The organism is Nonomuraea sp. NPDC049607 (assembly GCF_040675375.1).
In the GTDB taxonomy this organism is placed as follows: Bacteria; Actinomycetota; Actinomycetes; order Streptosporangiales; family Streptosporangiaceae; genus Nonomuraea.
Window position 1 is genome coordinate 262,515 of sequence record NZ_JBFAOV010000010.1, and the last position, 26,678, is coordinate 289,192.

A 26,678-nucleotide genomic window follows, 5' to 3' on the forward strand; every position below is an offset into this window, starting at 1 on the left:
CGCCTCGGACGAGAAACGGCCCCCCGAGCCGAGCTCGGAGGGCCGTCGTCGGCACAGGTCAGCGTGGAGCGATCCACGTGGCGCGGGCGGCGGCCACCAAGGTGCCGTCGCCCTCGTAGATGCCGCTCTCGCCGTACATCTTGCGGCCCTCGCGGCCGGTCGGACGGGCCACGACGGAGTAGCGGCCACCCGGCAGCACCGGGCCGTTGATCTGCACGACCAGACGGCCGAGCAGGGCCGACTCACCGGGGCCGAAGTGCGCCCAGCCGGTGATGCAGTCGAGCACCGCGCCCACGATCGAGGCGGGGACGCCGTCCTCGCCGCTCACCGTGAACGGCACCCGCCACCCGGCGGCCACCAGGTCGGAGCCCTCCACCGGGCCGGGGAAGATGCGCAGGCCGTCGCCCGGCTCGCGCAGGCCGCAGGCGAAGCACTCGGCGAACGGGTGGGCCTTCAGGCCGACGAACCCGGCCTCGGCGCGGGCGGCGTCGGTGAACGGCACGAAGCCGGGCCCGGTCAGGGTCTCGGCGACGGGGATGGCCTCGACCAGGACCTTGTCGCCGTCGGACAGCGAGACGCTGTTGGCGACGTGCTCAAGGCGCAGCTCGGTCTCCAGGGGCGTGGGCGCGTGCAGCGTGACCTCGACCGCTGATCGGCCGCCGTTCAGCGCCTCTGCCATGGTGCCCGCGATCCAGCCGCCGTTGGCGACTCCCACCGGGCCCCGGAAACGCTCGGGAACGGTCAACACGGTCTGCAGGGCAGCCGTCGTCATGCCACACCCTCCAATATCGCCCCACCAGGCGAGAAGTCCGGAAATATCGTAAAGAGTAGGCCGATTTTACTGGACTCCCGGATTACCACGATGTTGGGGGTCCCCTGAGCGCCGACCGACTCATGCCATAACGCCACAGGCGTGGCCGAAACTTCCCCGGCTACCCCCTGCCATCCCCACCCTGGGTCGGCGCCGTCCATGGCACGGATGTGACTCGGGGGTGAGGAACAACGAAAATCGGCCCCAACCCGGAGTCGGATGCGTTTCCGGGGTGAGGCCGATCAAGGCGTCGGCAGTACCTTATCCCGTGATTTCCCCGCCCCGAGCCCATTCCCGGTGAATCCCGTCGGACCGTTCCGGCCGCTGTGCCCGCCCACTGCCCGCCCGCGCGCCCTATGCTGGCGCGACAGGGGTCGAAGCGAACCGATCGGGCGGGGTGGGTCTGTGCAGCGGGCGACGTTACGTTTTCCGCCCGGGTCGCTGGTCGTGCTGACCGGGCTGCCCGGCGCCGGCAAGACCACGCTGCTGCGCCGCCTCTACGGCCTTCACGGCTCCGAGAGCGCGCCCGTCGTCGCCGACGCGGTCGTGGTGATCGACTCGGGGCAGTCGCGGCTCCACTGGGCCGGCCGCATCACCTGGGCTCCCCGGCCGGTCCGCCGCGCGGTGGTGTTCGCCACCCACGTGAGCCGGGTCAGCCAGGCGCTGGCCAAGGGGCAGGCGGTCCTCGCGCACAACCGGGGCTGCGCCACGTACGTGCTGAAAGGGTTCGCCTGGCTGGCCCGCAGGCAGCGGGCGAGCTTCCACCTGCTGCTGCTCGACGCGCCTCCGGCGGCGGCGGTCGCCGGCCAGCACGCCAGGGGACGGGTGGTCGCGCCCCGCACGTTCGCCCGCCACCGCCGCAACTGGGACAGCCTGCTGGCCCGGGTGGCCGGCGGCGACCCGGCCCCGGCCGTCAGCGCGCACGTCGTCACCCGCGCCGAGGCCGACCTGCTGGAGCACATCGTCTTCGACAGCGCCGACCGCGCCCCCGCCGACTGACGACGACGTCCCGCCGAGGGGACACCGCGGAGACGCCAAGGGGACACCGAGGGGACACCGAGGGGACACCGAGGGGACACCGAGGGGACACCGAGGGGACATCGAGGGGACATCGAGGGGACATCGAGGGGACATCGAGGGGACATCGAGGGGACATCGAGGGGACATCGAGGGAGGACCCGCCATGAAGCAGTACCTGCTGACCCTGTTCGAGCCCGACGGCCCGCCGCCCGAGCCCGAGGTCCTGGAGCCGATCATGCGCGACATCGGCGCGGTCGAGTCGGAGATGCGCGCGGCCGGCGTGTGGGTCTTCTCCGGCGGCCTGGCACCGGCGGAGCAGGCGTCGGTGGTCCGGATGCGCGCCGGCGAGACGTTCACCACCGACGGCCCCTACACCGAGGGCAAGGAGCACGTCGGCGGGTTCACCGTCATCCGGGCGCCCGACCTGGACGGCGCGCTGGAGTGGGGGCGCCGGCTCGCGCGCGCCGTGGGCGTGCTCCCGGTCGAGGTGCGCGAGTTCAAGGGCTGAGCCGGGGTCTCCCCCGGCCGGCCTCACAGCACCGGCAGGTAGCGGCCCAGCTCGAACTCGGTGACCGTACGGCGGTATTCGCGCCACTCGGCCCGCTTGTTGCGCAGGAAGAAGTCGAAGACGTGCTCGCCCAGCGTCTCGGCGACCAGCTCGCTGCGCTCCATGACGGCGATGGCCTCGTCGAGCGAGCCGGGCAGCGGCTGGATGCCCAGCGCCCGGCGCTCGGCGCTGGTCAGGGTCCAGACGTTGTCCTCGGCGGCCGGGGGCAGCTCGTAGCTCTCCTCGATGCCCTTGAGCCCGGCGGCCAGCACCAGCGCGAAGGCCAGGTACGGGTTGCACGCCGAGTCGAGCGACCGGAACTCGATGCGGGTCGAGCCGCCCTTGTGCGGCTTGTACATGGGCACCCGGACCAGCGCCGAGCGGTTGTTGTGCCCCCAGCACACGTAGGAGGGCGCCTCGCCGCCCTGCCCCGCGATGGCCTCGGCGCCGCCCCACAGCCGCTTGTAGGAGTTGACCCACTGGTTGGTGATGGCGGTGATCTCGGCGGCGTGCCGCAGCAGGCCGGCGATGAACGAGCGGCCGATCTTCGACAGCCGGTAGTCGGTGCCGGCCTCGTGGAAGGCGTTGCGGTCGCCCTCGAACAGCGACATGTGCGTGTGCATGCCCGAGCCCGGGTGCTCGGTGAACGGCTTGGGCATGAACGAGGCCCAGATGCCCTGCTCCAGGGCCACCTCCTTCATGATCAGCCGGAACGTCATGATGTTGTCGGCCGTGGTGAGCGCGTCGGCGTAGCGCAGGTCGATCTCCTGCTGGCCGGGGGCGCCCTCGTGGTGGCTGAACTCGACGGAGATGCCCATCGACTCCAGCATCATGATCGCCTGGCGCCGGAAGTCGTGGCCGGAGCTGTGGGGCGTGTGGTCGAAGTAGCCGCCGGAGTCGATCGGCTCGGGCTTCTGACCGGCCTCGGGACGGTTCTTCAGCAGGAAGAACTCGATCTCGGGGTGGGTGTAGAAGGTGAAGCCCATGTCGGCGCACTTGGCGAGCGTGCGCTTGAGCACCCAGCGCGGGTCGGCGTGCGAGGGGGTGCCGTCGGGCATGAGGATGTCGCAGAAGATGCGCGCCGCGCCCGGCGTCTCGCTGCGCCAGGGCAGGATCTGGAACGTGGAGGGGTCGGGCTTGGCCAGCATGTCGGACTCGTAGACGCGGGCGAAGCCCTCGATCGCCGAGCCGTCGAAGCCGATGCCCTCGGCGAAGGCGCCTTCCAGCTCGGCGGGCGCGATCGCGACGGACTTGAGGAAGCCGAGGACGTCGGTGAACCAGAGCCGGATGAACCGGATGTCGCGTTCCTCTAGCGTGCGGAGCACGAACTCCTGCTGGCGGTCCAAGGTGTCCCCTCGTTGAAGACAGTGCGGGTCTTCTACCAGCATGCCGTGCCCGTGTTTCGCACACGTTACAGGGGGTGCCGGTGCGAGCCTCACTGACAAAGGGGCCGCCCAGATCTACTGTGATCACGCAGTGAGTCTCGGGGGAGGCATTGGTGGCTATCGACCTGCTCAATCACAAGCTCGATCGGGCGTTCGACCACATCGACGCGAACGGCAACGGCGTCGTCGAGCGGGAGGACCTGCTGGGGCTGGGCGCGCGCCTGCTGGTGGGTTTCGGGGAGTCCCCCACCTCGGTCACCGGCAACCGGCTCGTCGACAGCTTCGACGGCATCTGGTCGACGTTGTCACGGGCGCTCGACCGCGACGGCGACTCCGGCATCGCCCGCACCGACTTCCGCGGCGGGATGACGGCCGCGTTCGTCACGGGCGACCGCTACAAGCCGGTGTTCCGGCCGGCGACGCTGGCCGTGGCCCAGCTCTGCGACGGCGACGGCGACGGCCTGATCGGGCCGGGCGAGTTCCGTACGATGCTGAGCGCGTTCGGCACCGCCTACGACGACGTGGACGAGGCCTTCGACCGGCTCGACCGCGAGGGCAGAGGCGCGCTCACCGTCGAGGGGCTGGTCCTCGCGGCCGAGGACTACTACCGCAGCTCAGACCCGAACGCCGCGGGCAACTGGCTCTTCGGACCGCTGTGAACACCGCCGTGAGCACCACCGTGTTCGCCACGGTGCGCACCGCGCTCCGCTCGGTCCTGCACTGGAAGCCGATGCTGCCGCTGCCGCGCAAGGGCGGCTCGCCCGCGCTGGCGCTGCTGCCGCTGGTCGAGCGGGTGCCGGCGATGGGGGCGCCCTGCCGGATGCACCCCGCCGTGTACGCCATCGAGGCCGCGGTCATCGACTGGGCCAGGCGGACGGGCCTGCGCGCCGACGCCGGGGTGGGCTTCCACCGGATGGCCGGGCGCGCCTTCGCCGAGTTCGACGCGGCCGCCGCCGCGCTGTTCGCGCAATGGCTGACCTGGCTGTTCCACCTCGACGACGAGCTGGACGAGGGGTCGTGCACGCTGGACATCTTCGGCGGCATGCTCCAGGGCGCGTCCCGGCACCCGCTGGAGGCGGCCTTCGCCGACCTGTGGCGGGTGACCAGCGCGCGGATGAGCGACCACTGGCGGGCCAGGTTCGCGGTCAACCTGCGACGCCAGGCGGACGCGTGCCGCACCGAGGCCGACAACCGGGCCGCCGGGCGCATGCCGACGCTGGAGGAGTACCCGGCGCTGCGCAGGGGGACGGTCGGCCCCTACCTGTACGACCTGGTCGAGCCGTGCCTGCGGGTCGAGGTGCCGGCCTGGATGGTCGAGTGCGAGCCGTGGCGCGAGCTGGTGGACGCCTGCAACGACGTCACGGCCTGGTGCAACGACGTGGCCTCGCGGCCCAAGGAGCGCGGCGACGTGCACAACCTGGTCGTGCTGGCGGTCCGGCAGCTCGGGCTGGGCGAGCGCGAGGCCGTCGCGTGGGTGCTCGACCGGATCGTCGGACGATGTCAGGACATGAACCGGGCGGCCCGGCGGCTGCCGCTGGACGACCTGCCGCCCAAGGCGGCCAGGGACGTCAGCAAGGTCGCCTGCGCCTACCTGGCCGCGCCCCGCGCCCACCTGGACTGGCTGCTGGAGACGTCCCGGTACACGTGAGCCGATCAGGAGCCGATCAGGAGCCGATCAGGGTGAGGCTGCGGCGAGCATGTCGCCCGCCGCCGTCCTGCGGTAGACGACCTGCTTGCCGAGGCGCAGGCCCACCGTCAGCCCGCCGTCGCTGAGCACCCCGAGGTGCTGGCTGACCGCGCCCGGGGTGAGCGACATCCGGGCGGCCAGCGCCGAGGTGGTGCTCGGCTCGGCCAGCGCGAGCAGGATCTGCGCCCGGCTGCGCCCGATGAGCGCGGCCAGCGCGCCGGGGGCGGGCGGCGGGCCCTGCTCCCACAACGTGCCCACGCCGAGCACCGGGTAGACGAGCATCGACTGGTACGGAGCTGACATCACGGCCACCGACGGCCAGTAGAACGCGCTCGGCACCAGCAGCAGCCCGTCGCCGTGCAGGCCGCCCGCGTGGCACCACGGCCGGTCGATGAGCAGCTGCTCCCCCGTCCACTCCACGGCGGGGCCGAGCCCGGCGAACAGCTCCCTGGCCCCGCCCTGGGCGAGCTGGCGGGAGCGGCGCAGCACGTCGCGTTCGAGCAGCCCGTAGACGCGCGGCCAGAACTCCTCGAAGCACTCCCGCCAGTACGTCTCCAGCGCGTCGGCCACCCGGGCCACGCCCGCCGCCGGGTCGGCCGTGAACCGGTCGAGCAGCGCCCGGTCGGTGCCGGCGATGGTCGCGACCTCCGAGCGGGCGCGTTCGGGGGGCGTGCCGCGGACCAGCGCCAGCTCGGCCGCGAAATCGGGCAGCGGCGTCTCCGGGGGCGGGGTGATGAAGTCGGCCAGGTAGCCGGACGGCGGCACCAGCGCGAACAGCTCGTCCAGGTCGAGCCGGGCCAGCCGGGGACGCACGGCCTTGATCCACGGCAGGTGGATCGACTGCCTGGAGGGGTCCTGGAGGGTGCGCAGGCTCGCGACCAGCTCCCACATGGGCGAGAACGCGAACCGGATGCGCGCGACGTCCTCCGGCTTCAGGACCCAGGTGACGGCCATGCTTTTAGTGTGCACTAAATCGTTGGCGCGTCGAGCGCGGGGACCTGACCCTGTACCCGTGTCTAGCACTGTCGCTGAGAAGCCTTCCTTCCTCCGTTCCCAGATCGGCGGACTGCCGCGCCCCTTCTGGGCCCTGTGGAGCGGCACCCTGGTCAACCGTCTGGGCACCCTCGTCATGCCGTTCACCGGCGTCTACCTGACCCACTCGCGCGGCATGTCGGTGACCGCCGTGGGCCTGGTCATGGGCGTCTACGGCGCGGGCTCGCTGCTGTCGCAGATCCTCGCGGGCGTGCTCACCGACCGCGTCGGCCGCCGGGTCACGCTGTCGGGCGGCATGCTGGCCACCGCCGCCACCATGCTGGCGCTGGGCTACAGCAGCTCGCTGCCGGCGATCGTCGCGTCCATGTTCGTGCTCGGGCTGGTGATCGACATCTACCGGCCGGCGTCCAGCGCCCTGGTGGCCGACCTGGTGTCCCCGGCGGAGCGGGCCCGCGCGTACGGGCTGCTGTTCTGGGCGATCAACCTGGGGTACGCGGTCGGCATGACGGCAGGTGGCTGGCTGGCGAGCGTCGGGTTCCTCTGGCTGTTCTGGATCGACGCGGTCTCCTGCCTGGTCTTCGCCGCGCTGGTGTGGCGGGCGGTGCCCGAGACCAGGCCGCAGGCGCGTGAGTCGTCCGGCGGGTTCGGCGTCGTGCTGCGCGACCGGGCGATGGTCGCCTTCACGCTAGTGGTGCTCGGCAACGCGCTGGTCTACCTGCAGACCGTGACCATGCTGCCGGTCGCGATGACGTCGGTGGTGAAGCTGACGCCGGCGCAGTTCGGCCTGGCCATGGCCCTGAACGGGGTGCTCATCGTCGTCGTGCAGCCGCTGGTCTCCGGCTGGCTCGGACGCAGGGACGCCTCCCGCACGTTCGCGCTCGGCCTGGCGGTCATGGGGGCCGGGTTCGCGATGACGGCCTTCGTCACCACCACGTTCTGGCTGGCCGTCACGATCGGGGTGTGGACCGTGGGCGAGATCATCACCGCGGGCATCTCCGGGACGATCGTGGCCGCGCTGGCCCCCGAGCACCTGCGGGGCCGGTACTCGGGGCTGTTCGGGTTCGCCTGGTCGCTGGCCTCGGTGCTGGCGCCGCTGATGGGCGGGCCGCTGCTCGCGGCCGGGTCGCAGACGTTGTGGTTCAGCGTGGGCGGCGTCGCGCTGGTCTCGGCGGCGGGCATGCTGGCCCTCGGCCCGGCGATCCGGCGGCGGGCGGCGGCCTGAGGTCGCGGGCGGCGGTCCACGGAATCCGCCGCCGTTGAGAGAATTTTGATCGGATGTTGGCTGATTCCCGATAATTTCCTGCCGATCACGGAAGGAAATGGTGGGATGCGCCACGCAGGATGGGCGCGCCGGGCGTGCACGAGGCTGGCCACGCCCCGCGTCGCGATCGGGATCGCCACGTTCGCCGTCGTGCTGGAGCTGGCCGACATCTGGGTGACCGCGCAGTTGCCGCCGTCGCCGTACACGCCGCTGCCGTTCGCGCCCGAGGACATGGCGGGCACGGCGTTCCCCGTCTTCGGCGCGATCCTCGTGCACAGCAGGCCGCGGCTGGTCATCGGCTGGCTGCTGTGCCTCGGCGGGACGAGCGCGGCGGCCAACATCCTGTCGGCCAACCTCTACCAGCTGCTCGACGGCGGGCCGGGCCCGCGCTGGCCGATCGTCAACCTGACCTGGAACGTCTGCGAGCTGACCCTCGGCGTCCTGCTGCCCCTGCTGTACCCGGTGGGCAGGCTGCCGTCGCGGCGGTGGCGGCCGGTGATCGCGCTGGCCGTGGCCGGGCAGGCGCTGGACTGGGCCGGGCTGCTGGCCGACCGGCCCGGACTGCGGGAGGCCGGGCACGCCACGCTCTCGGCGAGCATGGTGCTGGCCTTCGCCTCGCTGGTCGTGCGTTTCCGGCGCGGCGACGCGGTCGAGCGGCGGCAGCTCCTGTGGCTGCTGGTGGCGCTGCCCGGCCTGCTGGTGCCGTGGATGCTCGGCGCGGACGTCTGGTGGGTGGCCTCGCTGGCCATCCCGCTGATCCCGGCGGCCATCGCCGTGGCGGTGCTGCGCTACCGGCTGTTCGGCATCGACACGCTGATCAGCAGGGCGCTGGTGGGCACCGGCCTGGCCATGGTGATCACCCTCGTGTACGTCGCGGTCAGCGCGGCCCTCAGCGTGTTCCTGTCGGAGGTGGACCGGATCGCCGGCATCCCCGCGGCCCTGTTCGCCGGGGCGTTCTTTCAGCCGATGCGCCGCGGCCTGCAACGCGGCGTGGACCGCCTGCTGTACGGCAGCACCGGCGTGCCCGGCACGCTGGCCCGGCGGCTGCGGCACCGGCTCCAGCACACCGACCCCGTGCACGGCCTGCTGGCCACGCTCGACGTGCTGCGCGAGGGCCTGTCGGTGACCGGCGTCGCGGTCGAGGCCGACGGCGCGGTCACCACGTCCGGCGTGGTGGGCGCGGCGGCCAGGACCGTCCCGCTGGTGTGGCACGGCGAACCGGTCGGGCTGCTGCTGATCGGGCCGACGGACCGGCGCAGGTTCCCCGCGGCCCACGACGAGCGGGTGATCGCCACGATCACGCCGTACATCGCCGACGCCGCGCACGCCGTACGGCTGACGGCGGCGCTGCAACGCTCACGCGAGCGCATCCTGACCGCGCGGGAGGAGGAACGGCGGCGGCTGCGCCGCGACCTGCACGACGGGCTCGGCCAGTCGCTCAGCGGCATGGCCATGTCGATCAACGCCGCCCGGCTGACCATGCACAGCGCTCCCGAGCAGGCCGACCGGCTGCTGGCCGGGCTGCGCGCCGGCATGGACGCCGTGACCGGCGACATCAGGCAGCTCGTCTACGGCCTGCGCCCGCCCGCCCTGGACGAGCTGGGCCTGGCCGGCGCGATCGAGGACCTGGCCGGGACGCCGGTCGAGACGTCGGGCGAGCTGACCGGCCTGCCCGCCGCGGTCGAGGTCGCGGCCTACCGCATCGTGCAGGAGGCGCTCACCAACGCGCGCAAGCACGCCCGCGCCTCGCGGATCACGGTGACGTTGCGCCGCGACGACCGCCTGCGCGTCACGGTCGCCGACGACGGGATCGGCCTGCCGCCGGACGCGCGGCCCGGCGTCGGGCTGGGCTCGATGCGCGAACGGGCGGCCGAACTCGGGGGCACCTGCGCCGTACGAACGGGACCGGGAGGTGGCACGGTTGTCCACGCCGAACTCCCCCTGTGACAATTCGCCATATCCCCGGACGTGTTATCCCTCTACGCTTACCCCTGACATGCTGACATTCACCGCACTGGGACCGTTCCACGCCTGGAGCGACGGCGTCCCCCTCGACCTCGGCGGCCAACGGCAGCGGGCGGTGCTCGCCCGTCTGCTCGTGGCGGGCGGCCGGGCCGTGCCCGTGCACACGCTCATCGACGAGCTGTGGCCGGGCGATCCGCCCGCGCAGGCCCTGTCCACCATCCAGGGCTACGTCTCGCGGCTGCGGCGCGCGCTGGAGCCCGGCCGCGCGCCGCGCGAGGAGGCCGAGGTGCTGGTCTCGGCCGCGCCCGGCTACGCGCTGCGGGCCGCGACCGAGCAGGTCGACTCGTGGCGGTTCGAGAGCCTGGTGAAGACCGAGGGCCCACCTCCGCAGGTGTGGGCCGCCATGGAGAGCGCGCTCGGGCTGTGGCGCGGGCCGGCGCTGGCCGAGTTCGCCGAACTGACCTGGGCGGCGACCGAGGCGGGCAGGCTGGAGGAGCTGCGGCTGATCGCCGTCGAGCGGCGCGCCGACGCCGGGCTCACGCTGGGCCGGGCCACCTCCCTGGTGGCCGACCTGGAGGCGCACGCCTCGGCCCACCCGCTGCGCGAGGAGGCGTGGCGGCTGCTGGCCCTCGCCCTGTACCGGATGGGCCGCCAGGGTGACGCGCTGGCCGCGCTGCGCCGGGCCCGCGCGGTGTGGCGGGACGAGCTGGGGCTCGACCTGTCGGCCGGGCTGCGCCGGCTGGAGGCCGACATGCTGGCCCAGCGGCTGGAGGAGCCGCCGCCCCCGCCGTCCACCACCCCAGCTCCGGCCGCCGCCGGGGAGCGGGTGCTGCGCGTGCTGGTGGCCGACGACCAGGCGCTCGTACGGGCGGGGCTGCGCGCCATGCTCGACAGCGAGGACGGCGTGGCGCTGGCCGGCGAGGCGGCCAACGGCGAGGAGGCCATCGCGGGCGTACGCGAGCACCGTCCGGACGTCGTGCTGCTCGACATCCAGATGCCGCACCTGGACGGCCTGGCCGCCGCCCGCCGCATCCTGGCCGGGGAACGCCCGCCCAAGGTCGTCATGATGACCACGTTCGGCAGCGACGAGAACCTGTACGCGGCGCTGCGCGCGGGCGTCAGCGGCTTCGTGCTGAAGACCTCGGCCCCCGAGCAGTTCCTGGCCGCGATCAGGGCCGCCGCCGTCGGGGACGCGCTCATCGACCCGGCGGTCACCACCCGGCTGATCTCGGCGTTCGCCGGCCGCACCGACCCGGCCTCGCCGCCGGCGCTGGCCGGACTCTCCGACGCCCGGCTCGACGTGCTCAAACTCGTCGCACGCGGGCTGACGAACCGGCAGATCGGCCAGACGCTGGCGCTGCCCGAGGAGGAGGTGTCGGTGCTGGTGAAGTCGCTGCTGGACCACCTGGGGCTGTTCGACCGGGCGCAGCTCGTCATGGCGGCCTACGAGTCCGGTCTGGTCACTCCAGGGGACAAGGGACACTTTTCGTCGCTTTGACGATAAAAATCGGGTCGTACTAGGCTAATGACGTGGCACAACTGCGCATAGCCCTGGCACAGACGAACCCGACCGTCGGCGACCTGGCCGCCAACGCCGAGCGGCTGGTCGCGTGGACCCGTGACGCCGCCGAGCGCGGCGCTCACCTGGTCGTCTTCACCGAGATGTTCCTCACCGGCTACCCCGTCGAGGACCTGGTGCTGCGCACGTCCTTCGTGGACGCGAGCATCAGGACCCTGGAGGAGGTGGCGCGCAGGCTCGACCGCGAGGGACTGGGCGACCTCCCTGTGGTCGTCGGCTACGTCGACCGCGCCGGCCTGGCGCCCCGGGTGGGCCAGCCCAAGGGCGCGCCGCTGGACGCGGCCGCGCTGCTGCACAAGGGCGAGGTCGTCGTCCGCACGGCCAAGCACCACCTGCCCAACTACGGCGTGTTCGACGAGTACCGCTACTTCGTGCGCGGCGACCGGCTGCCGATCGTCCGGCTGCACGGCGTGGACGTGGCGATCGCGGTCTGCGAGGACCTCTGGCAGGAGGGCGGGCCGGTGTCCGTCGTCGGCCAGGCGGGCGCCGGGCTGCTGGTCGTGCCGAACGCCTCGCCGTACGAGAAGGAGAAGGACGACGTACGGCTGGAGCTGGTCGCCCGCAGGGCGCGCGAGGCCGGCTGCGCGCTCGCCTACGTCAACCAGGTCGGCGGGCAGGACGAGCTGGTCTTCGACGGCGACTCGATCATCGTGGACGCCTCGGGGGAGCTGGTGGCGCGGGCCGGCCAGTTCCGCGAGGAGCTGCTGGTCGCCGACCTCGACCTGCCGGTCTCCGACGCCGAGCCCGGCACGTTCCCCCACGACGCGCTCGACGGCACCACGATCACCGTCGAGCGCCGGGTCCTGTCGCAGGAGCCCGTCGAGCCCTACCCGGCGCAGCCCGCCCCCGTCGCCGAGCGGCTCGACCTGCACGCCGAGGTGTACTCGGCCCTGGTGCTGGCGGTACGCGACTACGTGGCCAAGAACGGCTTCCAGTCGGTCATCCTGGGCCTGTCGGGCGGCATCGACTCGGCCCTGACGGCGGCCATCGCCTCCGACGCGATCGGCCCGTCCCGGGTGAACGTCGTGCTCATGCCCTCGCGCCACTCCTCCGACCACTCGCTGGCCGACGCCGAGGACCTGGTGGCCAGGCAGGGCATCAACTCCAGGATCGCGCCGATCGCCGAGATCGTCACGGCCTTCGAGAAGGAGATCGAGCTGTCCGGCCTGGCCGCGGAGAACCTCCAGGCCAGGGTGCGCGGCATGATCCTCATGGGCCTGTCGAACCAGAACGGCCACCTGGTGCTCACCACCGGGAACAAGAGCGAGCTGGCCACCGGCTACTCCACCCTCTACGGCGACTCCGCCGGCGGCTTCGCCCCGATCAAGGACGTGCCCAAGACGATGGTGTGGGAGCTGTCCAGGTGGCGCAACGCGCACGCCTGCGAGGGCTTCCTCATGTCCGTCGAGCGGCCGATCCCGGAGAACTCGATCACCAAGGAGCCCAGCGCCGAGCTGCGCCCCGACCAGCGCGACACCGACTCGCTGCCGCCGTACGAGGTGCTGGACCGGCTGCTGGACGACTATGTGGAGAAGGACATGGGCTCGCAGGAGCTCATCGCGGCCGGGCACGACCCCGCGCTGGTCACGCGGGTGATCCGGCTGGTGGACCTGGCGGAGTACAAGCGCCGCCAGTACCCGCCGGGCCCCAAGATCACGCCGAAGAACTTCGGCCGCGACCGCCGCCTCCCCATCACCAACCGCTGGCGCGAGACGACCTGACCCGTCCGGCCGCCCCTCTCATCGCGAGGGGGGCGGGTCGCGCCTGGCGGTGGGATTGTCGGTGGCGGCTGGCAGGGTGGGGCCGTGGCACAACCGCTGAAAGACCTGATCAACGCCCGGTCCGTGTCGGTGCTCGCCGACGGCCTGGCCGCCGTGTGGCCCTCGTTCCCGCAGGCCCGGTTCACCGAGCGCGCCCTGGCCGGGCTCGCCCCGCTGGAGCTGAAGGACCGCGTCAGGCACGTCTCCGCCGCCCTCCACGACGCCTTCCAGCATGCCCTCCCGATGCCCTACCCCCAGGCCGCCGAGCTGGTGCGGGCCTGCGCCGCGCGCGGGGAGCTCGACCTGTGGAGCGGCTGGCCGGTCACCGACCACACCGCCGTCCACGGGCTCGACCATCTGGAGGCGGCGATGGCCACGCTGGCGGCGCTCACGCCGTACTCGACGGGCGAGTTCGCCGTACGCCCCCTTCTCGACCGCCACCGCGACGACGCCCTCAAGATCATGTACGGCTGGGCGGAGTCCCCCGACGAGCACCTGCGCCGCCTGGCCTCGGAAGGCACCCGGCCGCGCCTGCCGTGGGCCTCCCGGGTCGGCTGGCTGATGACGCCCGGCCCCACCCTGCCCCTGCTCGACCTGCTGCGCGACGACCCGAGCGAATACGTCCGCCGCTCGGTCGCCAACCACGTCAACGACCTGGCCAAGGACCACCCCGACACGGCGCTCGCGGTGCTGGCCCGCTGGCGCGCGGGCGGCGGCTCTCACATCGAGCGGGTCGTGCGCCACGCGGCCCGCGGGCTGCTGCGTGCCGGGCACCCCGAGGCGCTGGAACTGCTGGGCGCCACCCCGGGCAACGGCTCGGCGCGGGCCCTCGTCCTGGAGTCCGACACGGTCGCCGTCGGTGGCAGGCTGACGTTCACCGTCACGGTCACGGCGGGCGCGCCGGGCCCGCTGCTGCTCAAGTACGCCGTCCGCCGGGCGGGCTCGCGTCGCGTCTTCCACCTGGGCGAGCGCGTGGCCGCCGCCGAGGGGGCGGCGTTCACGCTGCGCAAGAGCCATTCCTTCCGCCCGGTCACCACCCGCAACGAGCCGCCCGGGCCGCGCGAGCTCGACGTCATCGTCAACGGCCGGGTGGCGGCCACCGTGCCCTTCACCCTGACCGCCGCCCCCGGCGGGGTCACCTCGCCGATCGGGTAGCGGACCACCGGTACGAAGACCCGGAGACCCCGGACGTCTCAGCGCCTGACGCGGTCTCCGGCCAGTCCGAGCAGGACCGTGTCGACCACGCGTTCGGCCAGGTCGGCCGGGAGGTCTCCGGCCGGCCCCCACTTCGACTGCCACATCATCGTGCCGGAGAACAGGGCCATCGCCAGCTCGACGTCGAGGTCGGGCCTGAGCTCGCCGGTGGCGACGCCGCGCTCGATCACCGAGCGCAGTGCCTGCCTGCGCGGCTCGACGGCCCGCTTCACGAAGCGTTCCATCAGTCGCGGATAACGATCGGCCTCGCTCATCGCGATGTTCATCACGCAGCGGGTGCGGGCCTGGCCCGCCTCCCTGCGCATCGCGTCGAGCAGGGAGATCAGGTCGTCGCGCACGGAGGTGCCGGACAGCGGCGGGAGCGGCGCCTTCAGCGTGGAGAGCGCGTCGACGACCAGGTCCTCCTTGTTGGACCAGCGCCGGTAGATGGTGGTCTTCCCGACGCCCGCCCTCGACGCGATGGCCTCGATCGACAGCTCCGACACCCCCATGCCCTCACCGATCAGGTCGAGGGTCGCGTCGATGATCGCCTTCTCGGCCTTCTCGCTGCGCGGACGGCCCGCCGGGCGGGCAGCCCCTGAATCCTGGATCGTCATCGCGGCCTCACACTACCGCTGGTTCCTTCTGTTCCGCCTGCTGGACCGGGCGCGCCTTGCCCGGCATCCACTTGGCCACCACCGCGACGCCCACCAGGGCGATCACGGCCGAGACCATCGCCGTGACGTGCATGCCGTCGACGAACGCGGTGAAGGCGGGCTTGATCAGCGCCTGGCCGTGCTCGCCGAGCTGCCTGGCGAAGGCCATCGTGGCCATGATGGACTCACCGGCGGCGTGCGGGGCGCCGGCCGGCAGCGCCGAGGCGATCTCGCCGCGGTAGCTGCTCGACAGGACCGAGCCGAGCACGGCCACGCCGAGCGCGCCGGCGACCTGGCGGACGGTGTTGCTCATGGCCGAGCCGACGCCGGCCTTCTCCCTGGGCAGCGCCTCCATGATGGCGGTGGTCGCCGGCGGCATGATGTTCGCCATCGCCGCGCCCTGGACGAAGAAGATGATCTCGATCAGCACCACGGGCGTGTCCACGTCCATCAGGGCGTAGCTGCCCAGCGCGGCGGTCACCACGAGCATGCTGACCGTGGCCGACAGCTTGGCGCCGAAGAGCTGGTGCACCCGCTGGCTGAGCGGCGCGAAGATGAGCTGCGCGGCGGCGAACGGGATCATCAGGGCCCCCGCCTGGATCGGGCTGAAGCCCAGCACGATCTGCAGGTAGAAGGTCAGGAAGAACATCCCGCCCATCATCGCGAAGAAGACGATGCCCATCATGCCGATGGCCGAGCTGAACCGTACGTTGCTGAAGTTGCGCACGTCGAACACCGGGTTGTCGATGCGCCGCTCCCACCACACGAACACGCCCAGCACGACCAGGCCGAGCAGCGTCGGGACGATCACTTCCGCGCTCGCCAGGGTGCCCAGGTCGCCGCCGCGGATGATGCCGTAGACGAGCGCCACCAGACCGATGATCGACAGCACCACGCCCACCGGGTCGAGCTTGGACGGCTTCGGGTCACGCGACTCGGGCACGACGACGCCGATGAGGATCATGCTGATCACCACGATCGGCACGTTGACCAGGAAGACCGAGCCCCACCAGAAGTGCTCGATGAGCAGGCCGCCGGTGATCGGGCCGATCGCCACGGCGAGCCCCACGCCACCGGCCCAGATGCCGATCGCCTTGCCACGCTCACCGGGCGGGAACACGTTGGAGATGATCGCCAGCGTGGCCGGCATGATCGCCGCGCCGCCGATGCCCATCGCCGCCCGCGCGAAGATCAGCTGCATCGGGTCCTGGGAGTAGGCACTGGCCAGCGAGGCCAGGCCGAACAGCGCCATGCCGATGAACAACATGCGCTTGCGACCGGTACGGTCGCCGATCACGCCGAAGGTGAACAACAGCCCGGCGAACACCAGCGTGTAGGAGTTGATCGCCCACTCCAGCTGGCCCTGCGTCGCGCCCAATCCGACACGGGGGTCGGCGATGGTCTTCATCGCCACGTTGAGGATCGTGTTGTCCAGCACGACCGCCAGGAGGCTGAACACCAGCACTCCCAGGATCCCCCACCTGCGTGGATGCCCTGCGTTCGGGTCCATGGAAATCGTCCTTAATTTCGATACGCCTGAGTTTCGCAACGACACCGTATCGCAAGAGATTCCGATACGCAACGGTCCCGTTTCGTAACTTCCGCCTGACGGAGGGAGTGCGCGGAGGGAAACAGCGGGGAAACCCCGATGCACCCCGGCACAGGCCCTCGCGAACCTTGCTGACAGACCCGCGAACGGTCGCCGCGGGCACTGCTGACCAGACCCGCCGGCCTCAGGCCGGCGGGCTCGAACCACCCCGGGTCAGCTCTTGGTCACCACCGGAGGCACGGCGTGCTCCTCGACCGGGGCCGACAGGACCGCGACCGGCGGACGCCGCCGCCACATCGGCAGCGCGACCACCACCATGACCACCCCGACCAGCCCCGCCACCACGAACGCCCACGTGGGCCCGCTGCCGTCGATGATCGCCCCCGCGATGGGCGAGGACGCGGCCCCGCCGATGAGCAGGGCGGTGCCGTGGAGGCCCATCGCCTCGCCCCTGGCCGCGGCGGGCACCCAGCGGCTGAGCACGTCGACCGTGGACGACAGGGCCGGGGCGCACAGCAGGCCGGCCGGCAGCATCGCCAGGATCAGCCACCGCCAGTCGGCCCCGGCCAGGCCCACGGGGATGGTCAGCAGGCCCATGCCCGCGATGAGCACCAGGGGCGAGAAACCACGCGACAGCCCGCCGTAGACGAAGCCGCCGACCAGCGAGTAGAGGCACCAGATCGCCACGGCGAGGCCGACCCACTGCGTCTCGCCCGCGGTGTTGATGGTGGCCACCAGCCCCAGCTCGGTCGCGGTGAGGATGAACGTGGCCGCCGCCGTCGTGCCGAGCAGCGCGACGAACCCCGGCGTGAGCCACTGCCGGCGCGGCACCTTCACCACCGGCTCCTCCAGCTCGACCGCCGACCGGGTGGGCGGGTTGAAGACGATCAGGCCGATGCCCGCCGCCGTGATGCCGACGCCGATGACGACGAGCGTGGTCGTGCTGCCCAGCGTGGTGATGCCGGCCGCGGCGAGCGCGGGACCGGTCATGTACGACAGCTCGACCAGCATCGAGTCGAGCGTGAACCCGGTGCGCCGCTGCTCCGGCGGGACCAGCGCGGCCAGCGACTGCCGGGTCAGGCTGAACACCGGCAGGTTGAGCAGGCCCGCGACCGCCGCCGCCACGGCCAGCGCGGGCAGCGGCAGCGCCCAGGCGCACGACCAGAACACCGCCTGGGCCAGGGTGGTGACGACGAGCACGGGACGCACCCCGTGGCGGTCGACGAACCGGCCCGACAACGGCGAGCCGATCGCCATGCCGACCGTGCTGGCCATCGTCACCACGCCCGCCTCGACGTAGCCCAGGCGCAGCCCGAAGACCACGTGCAGGGTGAGCGCCATCCCCATGGCGGTGGCCGGGACGCGCGCGAGCATCCCCACCAGGAGCAGGGTGCGGACGCCTGGGAGCCGGAAGAGCCGGCGGTATTGGTCGAGAGCCATGGTGTGTCGTTTACCTCCGCGTCGATTGTGTCAAGAGGCACCGACAGTTTCGCCACTGGATTTCCCTCCATGACATCATCGAAGGAGTCCGGGGACGTCACTGGGACGCCTCGAGACGTTTCTGGAGGTGTCCATGTCTTCGACCACGCTGTACGGCGGCGCATCAGGGCGCAGGGTCACCGTCCGCGACCTCGCGGCGGCCAAGGAGCGCGGGGAGCGGTGGCCCATGGTCACCGCCTACGACGCCATGACGGCCAGGGTGTTCGACCAGGCGGGCGTGCCCGTCCTGCTGGTCGGCGACTCCGCGGCCATGGTCGTCTACGGCTTCGACTCCACTCTGCCGGTCACCCTCGACCACCTCGTCCCGCTCACCGCGGCCGTGGTGCGGGGGTCGTCGCGGGCGCTCGTGGTGGCCGACCTGCCGTTCGGGTCGTACCAGGGGTCGCCGCAGCAGGCGCTGGAGTCGGCGGCCAGGTTCATGAAGGAGGCGGGGGCGCACGCGGTCAAGCTGGAGGGCGGGCGGCGGGTGCTGCCGCAGGTCGAGGCGCTGGTCTCGGCGGGCGTGCCGGTCATGGCCCACCTCGGGCTCACGCCGCAGTCGGTCAACGCGTTCGGCGGCTACCGGGTGCAGGGGCGCGGCCAGTCGGGCGACGAGCTGATGGCCGACGCCAAGGACCTGGAGCGGGCGGGGGCGTTCGCGGTGGTGCTGGAGTGCGTGCCGGCCGATCTGGCGCATCGGGTGACCACGTCGCTGTCGGTCCCCACGGTCGGCATCGGGGCCGGGCCGTCCACGGACGCGCAGGTGCTGGTGTGGCAGGACCTGATGGGGCTGACGCCGCGTCCGGCCAAGTTCGTCAAGCAGTACTCCGACCTGGCCTCGGAGATGGACCGCGCGGTGCGGGCCTTCGCCGACGAGGTAACCTCGGGCGCCTTCCCGGCACCCGAGCACACCTACAGCTGACCCCGGGACCGATTCACCCCGCCGCGCCGAAGAGCGTGGCGGGGTCGGTGTTGGAGCCGCAGACCACGACGGCCACCCGCTCCCCCTCCGACGGCCGATAGGCGCCCGACAGCAGCGCCGCGTACGCCGCCGCGCCGGCGGGCTCGGCCACCAGCCGGTGCCGCTCCCACAACGTCCGGCGGGCCGCGACGATCGCGTCGTCCTCCACCAGGACGCTCTCCACCCCGCTCCCCGACAGCACCTCGTACGCCAGCGCGCCGAGCCGCGTGGCGCCGAGCGCGTCGGCCGCCACGCCCCCCACCTGCACCGGCACCGGACGGCCCGCGCGCAGGGCCTCGTGCAGCGTCGGGATGGCGTACGGCTCCACCGCCACGATCCGCGGCGCGTCACCCCCGGCGCGGGCCCCCAGGGTGATCCCGCCCGCGAGCCCGCCGCCGCCCACGGCCACCACCACCGTGTCCACGCCCCCGGTCTGCTCCATGATCTCCAGCCCGGTCGTGCCCTGCCCGGCCAGCACCTCGGGCTGGTCGTAGGCGTGCACGGGCAGCGCGCCCGTCTCGGCGGCGCGCTTGGCGGCGGCGTCCGCGGCCTCGGAGTAGATGGCCCCGGTCTGCGTGGTGTGCGCGCCGAGCGCCTTGAGCCCGGCCACCTTGACCGGGCTCGTCACCTCCGGGACGAAGATCTCGGCCCGCACGCCCAGCGCCTTGGCGGCGTGGGCGACGGCCAGCCCGTGGTTGCCGCCGCTGGCGGCGATGACCCCGGCGGCGGGCAGCGCGCCGGCCGACAGGATGCGGTTGAACGCCCCCCGCACCTTGAAGGACCCGGAGTGCTGCAGCAGTTCCAGCTTCAGGAACAGGCCCGGCGAGATCTCCAGGACGGGCGTGCGCAGCACGTGCCCTTCGATCCGGCGGGCCGCGTCGAGGACGTCCTGATATGTGACGGCGGTCACGGTTCTCCCTTGGTCGTACGCCCGCGGTCGGCGAGCATGATCCGACGCTATCCGAGCGCCTGCGCCACGTCCGCCCAGAGGTCCTCGGGATGCTCGATGCCCACGGCGATGCGCACCATGCCCTCGCCCACCCCATGCCTGGCCAGCTCCTCGGCGCCGAGCGAGCGGTGGGAGGTGGTGGCGGGGTGCATGACGCGGGTCTCGACGCCGCCGAGCGAGGGCGCGAGCTGAGCCAGCCGTACGGACTTCATGAACGCCTCCCCCGCCGCCCGCCCGCCGGTCAGGTCGAAGGAGAACACGCCGCCGAAGGCCGGCAGCAGCTTGCCGGCGAGCTCGTACGACGGATGCGAGGGCAGCCCCGGCCAGTGGACGGCCGCCACGGCGGGGTGCTCGGCGAGCCGGCGGGCCAGGAGGTCGGCGTTGGCGCAGTGGCGCTCCATGCGCAGCGGCAGCGTCTGGAGCCCGCGCAGCGTCAGCCACGCCGTGAACGGCTCGGCCGCGGCCCCCAGCTCGGTGGAGAAGTGCCAGACCTTCCCGTGCAGACCGGGGTCGGCGAAGACCGCGATGCCGCCGATCACGTCGCTGTGCCCCGACAGGTACTTGGTGGTGGAGTGCACGACGACGTCGGCGCCGTGCTCCAGGGGACGGCAGAGCACGGGCGTGGCGAAGGTGTTGTCCACCACCGACAGGATGCCCAGCTCACGGGCCGTGGCGCACATCGCGGGCAGGTCGGCCACCAGCGCCATCGGGTTGCTGATGGTCTCCAGGTAGACCAGCCGCGTCTCGGGCCGCACGGCGGCGCGCAGCGCGTCGGGGTCGTTCTCGGGCACGTGGGTGACGGTCATGCCGAACCTGGCGACCAGGTCGTTGAGCATCGTGGCGGTGCCGCCGTACAGGGAACGCTGGGCGATCAGGTGGTCGCCGGGCTTGAGCAGGGCGAGCAGGACGGTGTTGATCGCGCCCATGCCGGAGGCCGCGGCCAGCGCCGCGGCGCCGCCCTCCAGCCCGGACACCGCCAGCTCCAGCGCGCGCACGGTCGGGTTGGTGTAGCGGCCGTAGACGAAGGCGCCGTCGGGGCTGCCCATGGCCGCGCCCATGACCTCCGGGTCGTCGAAGGCGAATCCGGCGCTCTGGTAGAGGGGCATGCCGAGCGGCCGGCTGCCCTCGACCGCGGGCTGAGGCAGGTGTACGGCACGCGTTTCAGGGCGAAAATCACTCATGTCATCAAATATCCCCCGCATTGGCCTCCAGTAGCAGAGCCAATACGGGATAATTGGTCCATGAATAGAGCCAATCCCGATGACCTCGTCCACCTGCTGGGCCGGTGGGCCTCCGGACGCGGGCCGCTCTACCTGCTGCTCACCGCCCGGCTGCGGGCGCTCATCGACGACGGCGTGCTCCCGCCCGGCCAGTCGCTGCCGCCCGACCGGGTGCTGGCCGCCCGGCTCGCGGTCGGCCGCGGCACGGTCGTCGCCGCCTACGACCTGCTCCAGCAGGAGGGCCGGGTGACGCGCCGCCAGGGCAGCGGCACCCGCGTCGCGTCGGGCGACCCGCCGGCCGCCAGGACCGCCGAGGGCGTGGCGGCCAACCCGCTGATGCTGCACCTCCTGCACGCGCCCGACGGCGTCCGGCTGCTGACCTGCGCGGCGCCGGACGACCCGCCCCAGGCGCTGTTCGAGGCGTACCAGGAGGCGGGGGCGCGGGTGGCGGGCCTGCGCGACCTGGGCTACCAGCCGGCCGGCGACCCCTCGCTCCGGGAGGCGCTGGCGGCCTACTACAGCGCGCGCGGCCTGCGCACCACGGCGGACCAGATCATGGTGACGACGGGCGCGCAGCAGGCGCTCACGCTGCTGGCCGGGCTGCTGGTCGCGCCGGGCGACACCGTGCTGACCGAGTCGCCGACGTACCCGGGGGCGCTGGAGGCGTTCCGGCACGGGGGGGCCGTCGTCAAGCCCGGCGGCCTGGACGACGACCGGGCGTCGCGGGCGGTGCGCGAGCGGCCGGCGCTGGTCTACTGCGTGCCCACCGCGCGCAACCCCGACGGCGCGATCATGGACGACGCGGCCCGCAGGCGGCTGGCCGCCCTGGCCGCCGAGCACGGCGTGCCACTGATCGACGACGAGGTCTGCGCCGAGCTGTGCTTCTCGGGCGGGACGCCCCCGCCGGTGGCCGCCTTCGGCGGGGGCGAGCACGTGGTCACCGTCGGCTCGCTGAGCAAACTGGTCTGGGGCGGGCTGCGGGTGGGCTGGATCCGCGCGGCGGCGCCGCTGGTCTCGCGGCTGGCCAGGCTGCGGGCCGTGCACGATCTCGGCGGCGAGGTCTTCAGCCAGCTCGCCGCCGTCGCGCTGCTGCGCCGCCTCGACGAGGTGCGCGAGGCCCGCGTACGCGCCCTGCGCCGGCGGCACGACCACCTGTGCGCCGAGCTGCGCGCCCGCCTGCCGTCCTGGACGTTCGAGCCCGCCCGCGGCGGCCAGACCGTCTGGGCGCGACTGCCGCGCGGCGACGCCGGCTCCTTCGCCCAGGTCGCCCTCCGGCACGGCGTCGCGGTGCCGCCGGGCGGCTCCTTCGACCCGCTGGGCGGCCACGCCGACCACCTGCGCCTGCACTTCCTGTTCCCCGAGGAGGAGCTGTCGCGGGCGGTGATCGACCTCGCGGCGGCCTGGGCGGCCTACGACGGCACCGGGAAACCCGTCTCCCGGCACGCCCTCGTCGTCTGACAGGGTGGGGGCCATGGAAACGACCTTCGTACTGGTGCACAGTCCGTCCGTCGGGCCCTCGACGTGGGCTCCGGTGGCCGAGGCTTTGGGGCGGCGCGGCCGGGCGGCCGTCGTCCCCGACCTGACCGGCGTGTCCGCCGGCGGGGCGCCGTACTGGCCGCGCGTGGTCGCGGCGGTGCGCGCGGCCGTCCCCTCCGAGGGGCCGCTCGTGCTGGTGGCGCACAGCAACGCCGGGTTCTTCGTGCCGGTGATCAAGGAGGGGCTGGGCGACCAGGTGGTGGCCTGCGTGTTCGCCGACGCGCACGTGCCGCCGCCTCAGGGGCTGGTCAGGACCGCCGAGGAGGGGTTCCTGCCGTTCCTGCGCGGCCTGGCGGGCCCCGACGGCGTGCTGCCGCGCTGGACCGACTGGTGGGACGAGGAGGACATCGTGGCCATGCTCCCCGACCCGGCCCAGCGGGTGCTGGTGGCGGGCGAGCAGCCGCGGCTGCCCCTCGACTACTACACGCAGCCCGTCCCCGTGCCCGCGGGCTGGGACGCGGTCAGGTGCTCGTGCCTGTGGTTCGGGCCGCCGTACGAGCAGGTGGCCGAGGACGCGGCCGGGCGCGGCTGGCCGGTGACCCGGCTGCCCGGCCTCCACCTGCACCAGGTGATCGACCCCGAGGGCGTCACGGACGCGCTGCTGAAGCTCTCCAGGAAGTCGTGAATTCTTCACTGTCGGCCCCCTGACCCGTCCGGCCATAGTCGGACACATGATCGAGGTGAACGAGCTCAGGAAGAACCACGGGACGTTCGAGGCGGTGAAGGGGATCTCGTTCCGGGTGGGCGAGGGCGAGATCTTCGCCCTCCTCGGCAGGAACGGCGCGGGCAAGACCACCACGGTCGAGGTGCTGGCCGGCTTCCAGCGGCCGGACGGCGGCACCGTACGGGTGGCCGGCCTCGACCCCTGGTCCGACCGCGCGGCCGTACGGCAGCGCGTCGGCGTCATGCTCCAGGAGGCCGGGTTCTTCCCCGACCTGACGGTGGCCCGGACGGTCGCGGTGTGGCGCGACTTCACCCCCGCGCCGCGACCGGCCGGGGAGGCGCTCGACCTGGCCGGCCTGACGGACAAGGCCGGGACCAGGGTGCGCCAGCTGTCCGGCGGCGAGAAGCGCCGGCTCGACCTGGCGCTGGCCCTGCTCGGCCGCCCCGACGTGCTGTTCCTCGACGAGCCCACGACCGGTATGGACCCCGAGGCCCGCGCGAACACGTGGGAGGTCGTGTCCGGCCTGGCCGCGCGCGGCACCACGATCCTGCTCACCACCCACTACCTGGAGGAGGCCCAGCGCCTGGCCTCGTCCATGGCGATCCTGGACCGGGGCGGGATCGTCGCGGCCGGCGGGATGGCCGAGACGCTGGCCGCGCAGGGCGGACGGGTGACGTTCCGGCTGCCCGCCGGGATCGCCGCGGACGACCTGCCGCTGCCGGTCACGCTGGACGGCGGCACCGCCGTCTGCCGGGCCGAGGACCCCGACCTGGCCGCGCAGACGCTGCTGACGTGGGCGGCAGGGCGCGGGCTGCGGCTGACCGGCCTGGAGGTCCGCGCGGCCACCCTCGAAGACCTCTTCCTCGACCTGCCCAGGAGCGCCCGATGAGCCTGACCGCCACCTACCGTCTCGGCACCCGCCTGTTCTGGCGCGACAGGGCCATGCTGGTCGCCTCGGTGATCACCCCGGTCGGGCTGACCGTCGGCATGCCCGCCCTGATGCGCCAGGTCACCTCGGGCGGGGTCCCGTTCGCCACTGCGGCGTTCCAGAGCTCGCTGGCGATCGTGCTGGCGCTGACCGCGTTCATGAACATCGCGGTGGCCCTGACCAACCGGCGCGACCAGCTCGTGCTCAAGCGGCTGCGGGCCGGGCTGCTGACCGACGCGCAGATCCTGGCCGGCCAGGTCGCGAGCACGGCCACGCAGACCTTCCTGGTGATCGTGCTGTGCGCGGTGGCCGTGCGGTTCGCGGCCGGGGTGCCGCTGCCGGACGACCCGCTGCTGTTCGCCGCCATGACGGCCGCGGGCTCGGCCGTCATGGCGCTGCTGGGGACGGCGTACACGGCGGTGATCCCGCGCAGCGAGCTGGCCGGGGCGTTCACCATGCCGGTGTTCCTGGTCGCCGCGGTGTCGGCGGGCGCGATGGGGCCGATCCCGCTGCCCTCGTGGCTGATCCCGGTGCTGGACCTGCTGCCCACCTCGGCCGTGGTGCACGCGGTGAGGACCGGGGAGGCGCTCGTGCCGGCGCTCGTCCTGGCCGGTTGGGCGGTGATCGGCGCCGGCGCGATCCGGCTGTGGTTCCGCTGGGAACCGCGCCGGTCCTGACTCGGCCATAATCGCAGCTGTGGTGGTCTCGTCCTCGGCGCAGAGGCTCGCGCGCGTGCTCATCACGGGCGTCTCGGTCGTCTACTCGCTCATCGGGCTGGTCTACTTCATGGGCGGCCCGGCGATCGGGCTGCTCGCGGCGGCCGTGATGGTCGCCGTCGTCTCCACCCACTACGTCAACATGCGGGCCGCCCTGCGCGGCGGGCGCCCGCCCCTGTTCCCCGCCACGCTGGCGCTCCAGGCCGTCGTCACCTACGCGGGCGACCACCTGCTGCCGAGCGGGTGGTCGTCGATCGCCGCCCCGCTGCTGGCCGGGACCCTGCTGGTGTTCCTCGCGCTGCGCTGGGCCGTGCCGCTGGTCGTCCTCATGATGGTGTACGAGGGCGCCACCATGTGGATCGGCCCCTATTACGCGGTGATCACCCTGTTCTACGTGATCGCCATCCCCATCACCGGCTCGATGATCTACGTCCTGGTGCGGCTCGTCCGCGTCGCCGCCGACCTGGAGGAGGCCAGGGCCGAGCTGGCCGACGCGGCCGTGCTCAAGGAACGCCTGCGCATCTCCCGCGACCTGCACGACGGCCTCGGCCGCAGCCTCACCGCCATCGCGCTCAAGGGCGACCTGGCCGCCCGCCTGATGGACCGCGACCCCGCCTCCGCCCGCGGCGAGGTGGGCGAGCTGGTACGCGTCGCCCGCGAGGCCGCCCAGGACGTCCGCCACGTGGCCCGCGGCTACCGCGCGATGTCGCTGACCGGCGAGACCCACCGCGCGGCCGCGCTGCTGGAGTCGTCGGGCGTGAGCTGCCAGGCGCACCTGGCCGAGGTGACGCTGCCCCGGCGGGCCGAGGAGGCGCTGGCCTGGGGGGTGCGCGAGGCGGTCACCAACGTCCTGCGCCACAGCAGGGCCACCACCTGCACGATCACCACGTCGCTGCGGGAGGGCACGGTCCGCCTGGAGGTGGCCAACGACGGCGCGCCGGGCGCGACGGCCGAGCCGGGCACGCCCGGCGCCGGCCTGACGGGCCTGGCCGAACGGGCCTCCCAGGCGGGCGGCACCTGCTCGGCCGTCCCCACGGACGGCGGCGGCTTCCTGCTGACCATGGAGGTTCCGGCGTGATCCGGATGCCGCTGACGGCGCTGCCGGGCATCGAGGCTCCGGCGTGATCCGGGTGCTGCTGGCCGAGGACATGCACATGATCCGCGCCGCGCTCACCGCCCTGCTCCGGCTGGAGCCGGACATCGAGGTCGTGGCGGAGGTCGTCCGCGGCGACGAGATCGTGCCGGTGGCGCTCGACGTCCGGCCCGACGTGGCGGTCGTGGACATCGACCTGCCGGTCACCGACGGCATCACCGCCGCCGCCGAGCTGCGCGAACAGCTGCCGTCCTGCCGGATCCTGGTGCTCACGGCCATGGGGCAGCCCGGCCACCTGCGCCGGGCGCTGGCCGCGGGCATCGAGGCGTTCCTGGTCAAGGACGCGCCGGGCGAGCGCCTGGCCGAGGCCATCAGGCGCACCGCGGCCGGGCTGCGCGTGCTGGAGAGCGAGCTGGTCTCCTCGGCCATGGAGTACGGCGAGAGCCCGCTCACCCCCCGCGAGACCACCGTACTGAGGCAGGCGGCCAGGGGCGCGACCGCCGAGGAGATCGCCGCCCGCCTGCACCTGTCCCCCGGCACGGTGCGCAACTACCTGACCGCGGCGATCACCAAGACGGGCGCCCGCAACAAGATCGACGCCGTCCGCGTCGCCGAGGACGCGGGCTGGCTCTAGATGAATGAGTCCAAGGCGTAGCTGCGGAGATAGGGCGAGGATGTCCATTCTCGGGTTGTGACGACCGAACTGGACACCCTCGCAACCGCAC

The 26,678-nt window shown here is 72.9% G+C and carries 24 protein-coding genes; 16 read left to right on the top strand and 8 right to left on the bottom strand.

From position 1 onward, the window contains the following. Positions 1–58: 58 nt before the first annotated feature. Positions 59–772: a hypothetical protein gene (locus AB0J97_RS22160; RefSeq protein WP_364091454.1), complete on the bottom strand. Its 714-nt coding sequence runs from the start codon at positions 770–772 to the stop codon at positions 59–61. Between the two features lie 444 nt (positions 773–1,216). Here AB0J97_RS22160 and AB0J97_RS22165 point away from each other — a divergent pair, with 444 nt between their 5' ends. After that, positions 1,217–1,810: an AAA family ATPase gene (locus AB0J97_RS22165; protein ID WP_364091456.1), complete on the top strand. Its 594-nt coding sequence runs from the start codon at positions 1,217–1,219 to the stop codon at positions 1,808–1,810. Between the two features lie 184 nt (positions 1,811–1,994). Then, entirely contained in the window at positions 1,995–2,339 is a 345-nt protein-coding gene (locus AB0J97_RS22170) for a YciI family protein (RefSeq protein WP_357700756.1), read from the top strand. A 23-nt stretch (positions 2,340–2,362) separates the two neighbouring features. Here AB0J97_RS22170 and AB0J97_RS22175 read toward each other — a convergent pair whose 3' ends face one another. Continuing rightward, positions 2,363–3,724 carry a glutamine synthetase family protein gene (locus AB0J97_RS22175; RefSeq protein WP_357700758.1) on the bottom strand — a complete coding sequence of 454 codons (1,362 nt, stop codon included), beginning with the start codon at positions 3,722–3,724 and terminating at the stop codon, positions 2,363–2,365. 152 nt (positions 3,725–3,876) lie between these two features. Here AB0J97_RS22175 and AB0J97_RS22180 point away from each other — a divergent pair, with 152 nt between their 5' ends. Further along, positions 3,877–4,422 carry a hypothetical protein gene (locus AB0J97_RS22180; RefSeq protein WP_364091460.1) on the top strand — a complete coding sequence of 182 codons (546 nt, stop codon included), beginning with the start codon at positions 3,877–3,879 and terminating at the stop codon, positions 4,420–4,422. A gap of 8 nt (positions 4,423–4,430) precedes the next feature. After that, positions 4,431–5,411: a terpene synthase family protein gene (locus tag AB0J97_RS22185; protein WP_357700762.1), complete on the top strand. Its 981-nt coding sequence runs from the start codon at positions 4,431–4,433 to the stop codon at positions 5,409–5,411. A 27-nt stretch (positions 5,412–5,438) separates the two neighbouring features. Here the strand turns inward: AB0J97_RS22185 and AB0J97_RS22190 are convergent, their stop codons facing one another. Next, complete coding sequence (locus tag AB0J97_RS22190) at positions 5,439–6,404, bottom strand: DUF5937 family protein (RefSeq protein ID WP_364091462.1); 966 nt, start codon at positions 6,402–6,404, stop codon at positions 5,439–5,441. A 58-nt stretch (positions 6,405–6,462) separates the two neighbouring features. Here AB0J97_RS22190 and AB0J97_RS22195 point away from each other — a divergent pair, with 58 nt between their 5' ends. From AB0J97_RS22195 to AB0J97_RS22215, 5 genes are all read left to right on the top strand, one after another. Further along, positions 6,463–7,665 (top strand): MFS transporter, encoded by a 1,203-nt coding sequence (locus tag AB0J97_RS22195; protein ID WP_364091464.1) that lies wholly within the window; start codon positions 6,463–6,465, stop codon positions 7,663–7,665. A gap of 105 nt (positions 7,666–7,770) precedes the next feature. Continuing rightward, positions 7,771–9,651, top strand: coding sequence for an ATP-binding protein (locus AB0J97_RS22200; protein WP_364091465.1), 1,881 nt, complete (start codon positions 7,771–7,773; stop codon positions 9,649–9,651). Positions 9,652–9,700: 49 nt separating this feature from the next. Further along, a complete protein-coding gene (locus AB0J97_RS22205) occupies positions 9,701–11,167 on the top strand; it encodes a BTAD domain-containing putative transcriptional regulator (protein ID WP_364091467.1) in 1,467 nt (488 codons plus the stop codon). 32 nt (positions 11,168–11,199) lie between these two features. After that, complete coding sequence (locus tag AB0J97_RS22210; RefSeq protein ID WP_364091469.1) at positions 11,200–12,969, top strand: NAD+ synthase; 1,770 nt, start codon at positions 11,200–11,202, stop codon at positions 12,967–12,969. A gap of 84 nt (positions 12,970–13,053) precedes the next feature. Continuing rightward, on the top strand, positions 13,054–14,163 hold the full coding sequence (locus tag AB0J97_RS22215) for a DNA alkylation repair protein (protein WP_364091471.1): 1,110 nt from the start codon (positions 13,054–13,056) through the stop codon (positions 14,161–14,163). A 38-nt stretch (positions 14,164–14,201) separates the two neighbouring features. Here AB0J97_RS22215 and AB0J97_RS22220 read toward each other — a convergent pair whose 3' ends face one another. From AB0J97_RS22220 to AB0J97_RS22230, 3 genes are all read right to left on the bottom strand, one after another. Continuing rightward, the gene (locus AB0J97_RS22220) at positions 14,202–14,819 is read right to left on the bottom strand and encodes a TetR/AcrR family transcriptional regulator (RefSeq protein WP_364091472.1); all 618 of its coding nucleotides are present in this window, start codon (positions 14,817–14,819) and stop codon (positions 14,202–14,204) included. A 7-nt stretch (positions 14,820–14,826) separates the two neighbouring features. Then, a complete protein-coding gene (locus AB0J97_RS22225) occupies positions 14,827–16,368 on the bottom strand; it encodes an MFS transporter (RefSeq protein ID WP_364091474.1) in 1,542 nt (513 codons plus the stop codon). A gap of 252 nt (positions 16,369–16,620) precedes the next feature. Continuing rightward, on the bottom strand, positions 16,621–17,847 hold the full coding sequence (locus AB0J97_RS22230) for an MFS transporter (protein ID WP_364091476.1): 1,227 nt from the start codon (positions 17,845–17,847) through the stop codon (positions 16,621–16,623). A gap of 133 nt (positions 17,848–17,980) precedes the next feature. On the opposite strand from AB0J97_RS22230, the gene panB reads away from it, so the two are divergent. Beyond that, positions 17,981–18,808: a 3-methyl-2-oxobutanoate hydroxymethyltransferase gene (gene panB / locus AB0J97_RS22235; protein WP_357700782.1), complete on the top strand. Its 828-nt coding sequence runs from the start codon at positions 17,981–17,983 to the stop codon at positions 18,806–18,808. A 13-nt stretch (positions 18,809–18,821) separates the two neighbouring features. On the opposite strand, the gene AB0J97_RS22240 is transcribed toward panB, so the two are convergent. Beyond that, a complete protein-coding gene (locus AB0J97_RS22240) occupies positions 18,822–19,757 on the bottom strand; it encodes a serine/threonine dehydratase (RefSeq protein WP_364091479.1) in 936 nt (311 codons plus the stop codon). Between the two features lie 47 nt (positions 19,758–19,804). After that, a complete protein-coding gene (locus tag AB0J97_RS22245; protein WP_357700786.1) occupies positions 19,805–20,977 on the bottom strand; it encodes an aminotransferase class I/II-fold pyridoxal phosphate-dependent enzyme in 1,173 nt (390 codons plus the stop codon). Positions 20,978–21,037: 60 nt separating this feature from the next. On the opposite strand from AB0J97_RS22245, the gene AB0J97_RS22250 reads away from it, so the two are divergent. Genes AB0J97_RS22250 through AB0J97_RS22275 form a run of 6 tightly spaced genes read left to right on the top strand, consistent with a single transcriptional unit; the run spans position 21,038 to position 26,587 of the window. Then, entirely contained in the window at positions 21,038–22,474 is a 1,437-nt protein-coding gene (locus AB0J97_RS22250; RefSeq protein ID WP_364091481.1) for a PLP-dependent aminotransferase family protein, read from the top strand. A gap of 13 nt (positions 22,475–22,487) precedes the next feature. Continuing rightward, the gene (locus AB0J97_RS22255) at positions 22,488–23,177 is read left to right on the top strand and encodes an alpha/beta hydrolase (protein ID WP_357700790.1); all 690 of its coding nucleotides are present in this window, start codon (positions 22,488–22,490) and stop codon (positions 23,175–23,177) included. A gap of 46 nt (positions 23,178–23,223) precedes the next feature. Then, positions 23,224–24,105: an ABC transporter ATP-binding protein gene (locus AB0J97_RS22260; RefSeq protein WP_364091483.1), complete on the top strand. Its 882-nt coding sequence runs from the start codon at positions 23,224–23,226 to the stop codon at positions 24,103–24,105. Further along, complete coding sequence (locus AB0J97_RS22265; protein WP_357700794.1) at positions 24,102–24,821, top strand: ABC transporter permease; 720 nt, start codon at positions 24,102–24,104, stop codon at positions 24,819–24,821. Before AB0J97_RS22260 ends, AB0J97_RS22265 begins: the two co-directional genes overlap by 4 nt. A gap of 19 nt (positions 24,822–24,840) precedes the next feature. Further along, a complete protein-coding gene (locus tag AB0J97_RS22270; protein WP_364091485.1) occupies positions 24,841–25,938 on the top strand; it encodes a sensor histidine kinase in 1,098 nt (365 codons plus the stop codon). Between the two features lie 43 nt (positions 25,939–25,981). Next, complete coding sequence (locus AB0J97_RS22275; RefSeq protein WP_364091487.1) at positions 25,982–26,587, top strand: response regulator transcription factor; 606 nt, start codon at positions 25,982–25,984, stop codon at positions 26,585–26,587. Positions 26,588–26,678: the final 91 nt, after the last annotated feature.

Bases quoted from the DNA above. Each gene is read 5' to 3' on its own strand.
- AB0J97_RS22160 (WP_364091454.1), bottom strand. From the start codon at position 772: ATGACGACGGCTGCCCTGCAGACCGTGTTGACCGTTCCCGAGCGTTTC.
- AB0J97_RS22170 (WP_357700756.1), top strand. From the start codon at position 1,995: ATGAAGCAGTACCTGCTGACCCTGTTCGAGCCCGACGGCCCGCCGCCC.
- AB0J97_RS22190 (WP_364091462.1), bottom strand. From the start codon at position 6,404: ATGGCCGTCACCTGGGTCCTGAAGCCGGAGGACGTCGCGCGCATCCGG.
- AB0J97_RS22200 (WP_364091465.1), top strand. From the start codon at position 7,771: ATGCGCCACGCAGGATGGGCGCGCCGGGCGTGCACGAGGCTGGCCACG.
- AB0J97_RS22205 (WP_364091467.1), top strand. From the start codon at position 9,701: ATGCTGACATTCACCGCACTGGGACCGTTCCACGCCTGGAGCGACGGC.
- AB0J97_RS22220 (WP_364091472.1), bottom strand. From the start codon at position 14,819: ATGACGATCCAGGATTCAGGGGCTGCCCGCCCGGCGGGCCGTCCGCGC.
- AB0J97_RS22225 (WP_364091474.1), bottom strand. From the start codon at position 16,368: ATGGACCCGAACGCAGGGCATCCACGCAGGTGGGGGATCCTGGGAGTG.
- AB0J97_RS22230 (WP_364091476.1), bottom strand. From the start codon at position 17,847: ATGGCTCTCGACCAATACCGCCGGCTCTTCCGGCTCCCAGGCGTCCGC.
- panB (WP_357700782.1), top strand. From the start codon at position 17,981: ATGTCTTCGACCACGCTGTACGGCGGCGCATCAGGGCGCAGGGTCACC.
- AB0J97_RS22245 (WP_357700786.1), bottom strand. From the start codon at position 20,977: ATGAGTGATTTTCGCCCTGAAACGCGTGCCGTACACCTGCCTCAGCCC.
- AB0J97_RS22250 (WP_364091481.1), top strand. From the start codon at position 21,038: ATGAATAGAGCCAATCCCGATGACCTCGTCCACCTGCTGGGCCGGTGG.
- AB0J97_RS22255 (WP_357700790.1), top strand. From the start codon at position 22,488: ATGGAAACGACCTTCGTACTGGTGCACAGTCCGTCCGTCGGGCCCTCG.
- AB0J97_RS22260 (WP_364091483.1), top strand. From the start codon at position 23,224: ATGATCGAGGTGAACGAGCTCAGGAAGAACCACGGGACGTTCGAGGCG.
- AB0J97_RS22265 (WP_357700794.1), top strand. From the start codon at position 24,102: ATGAGCCTGACCGCCACCTACCGTCTCGGCACCCGCCTGTTCTGGCGC.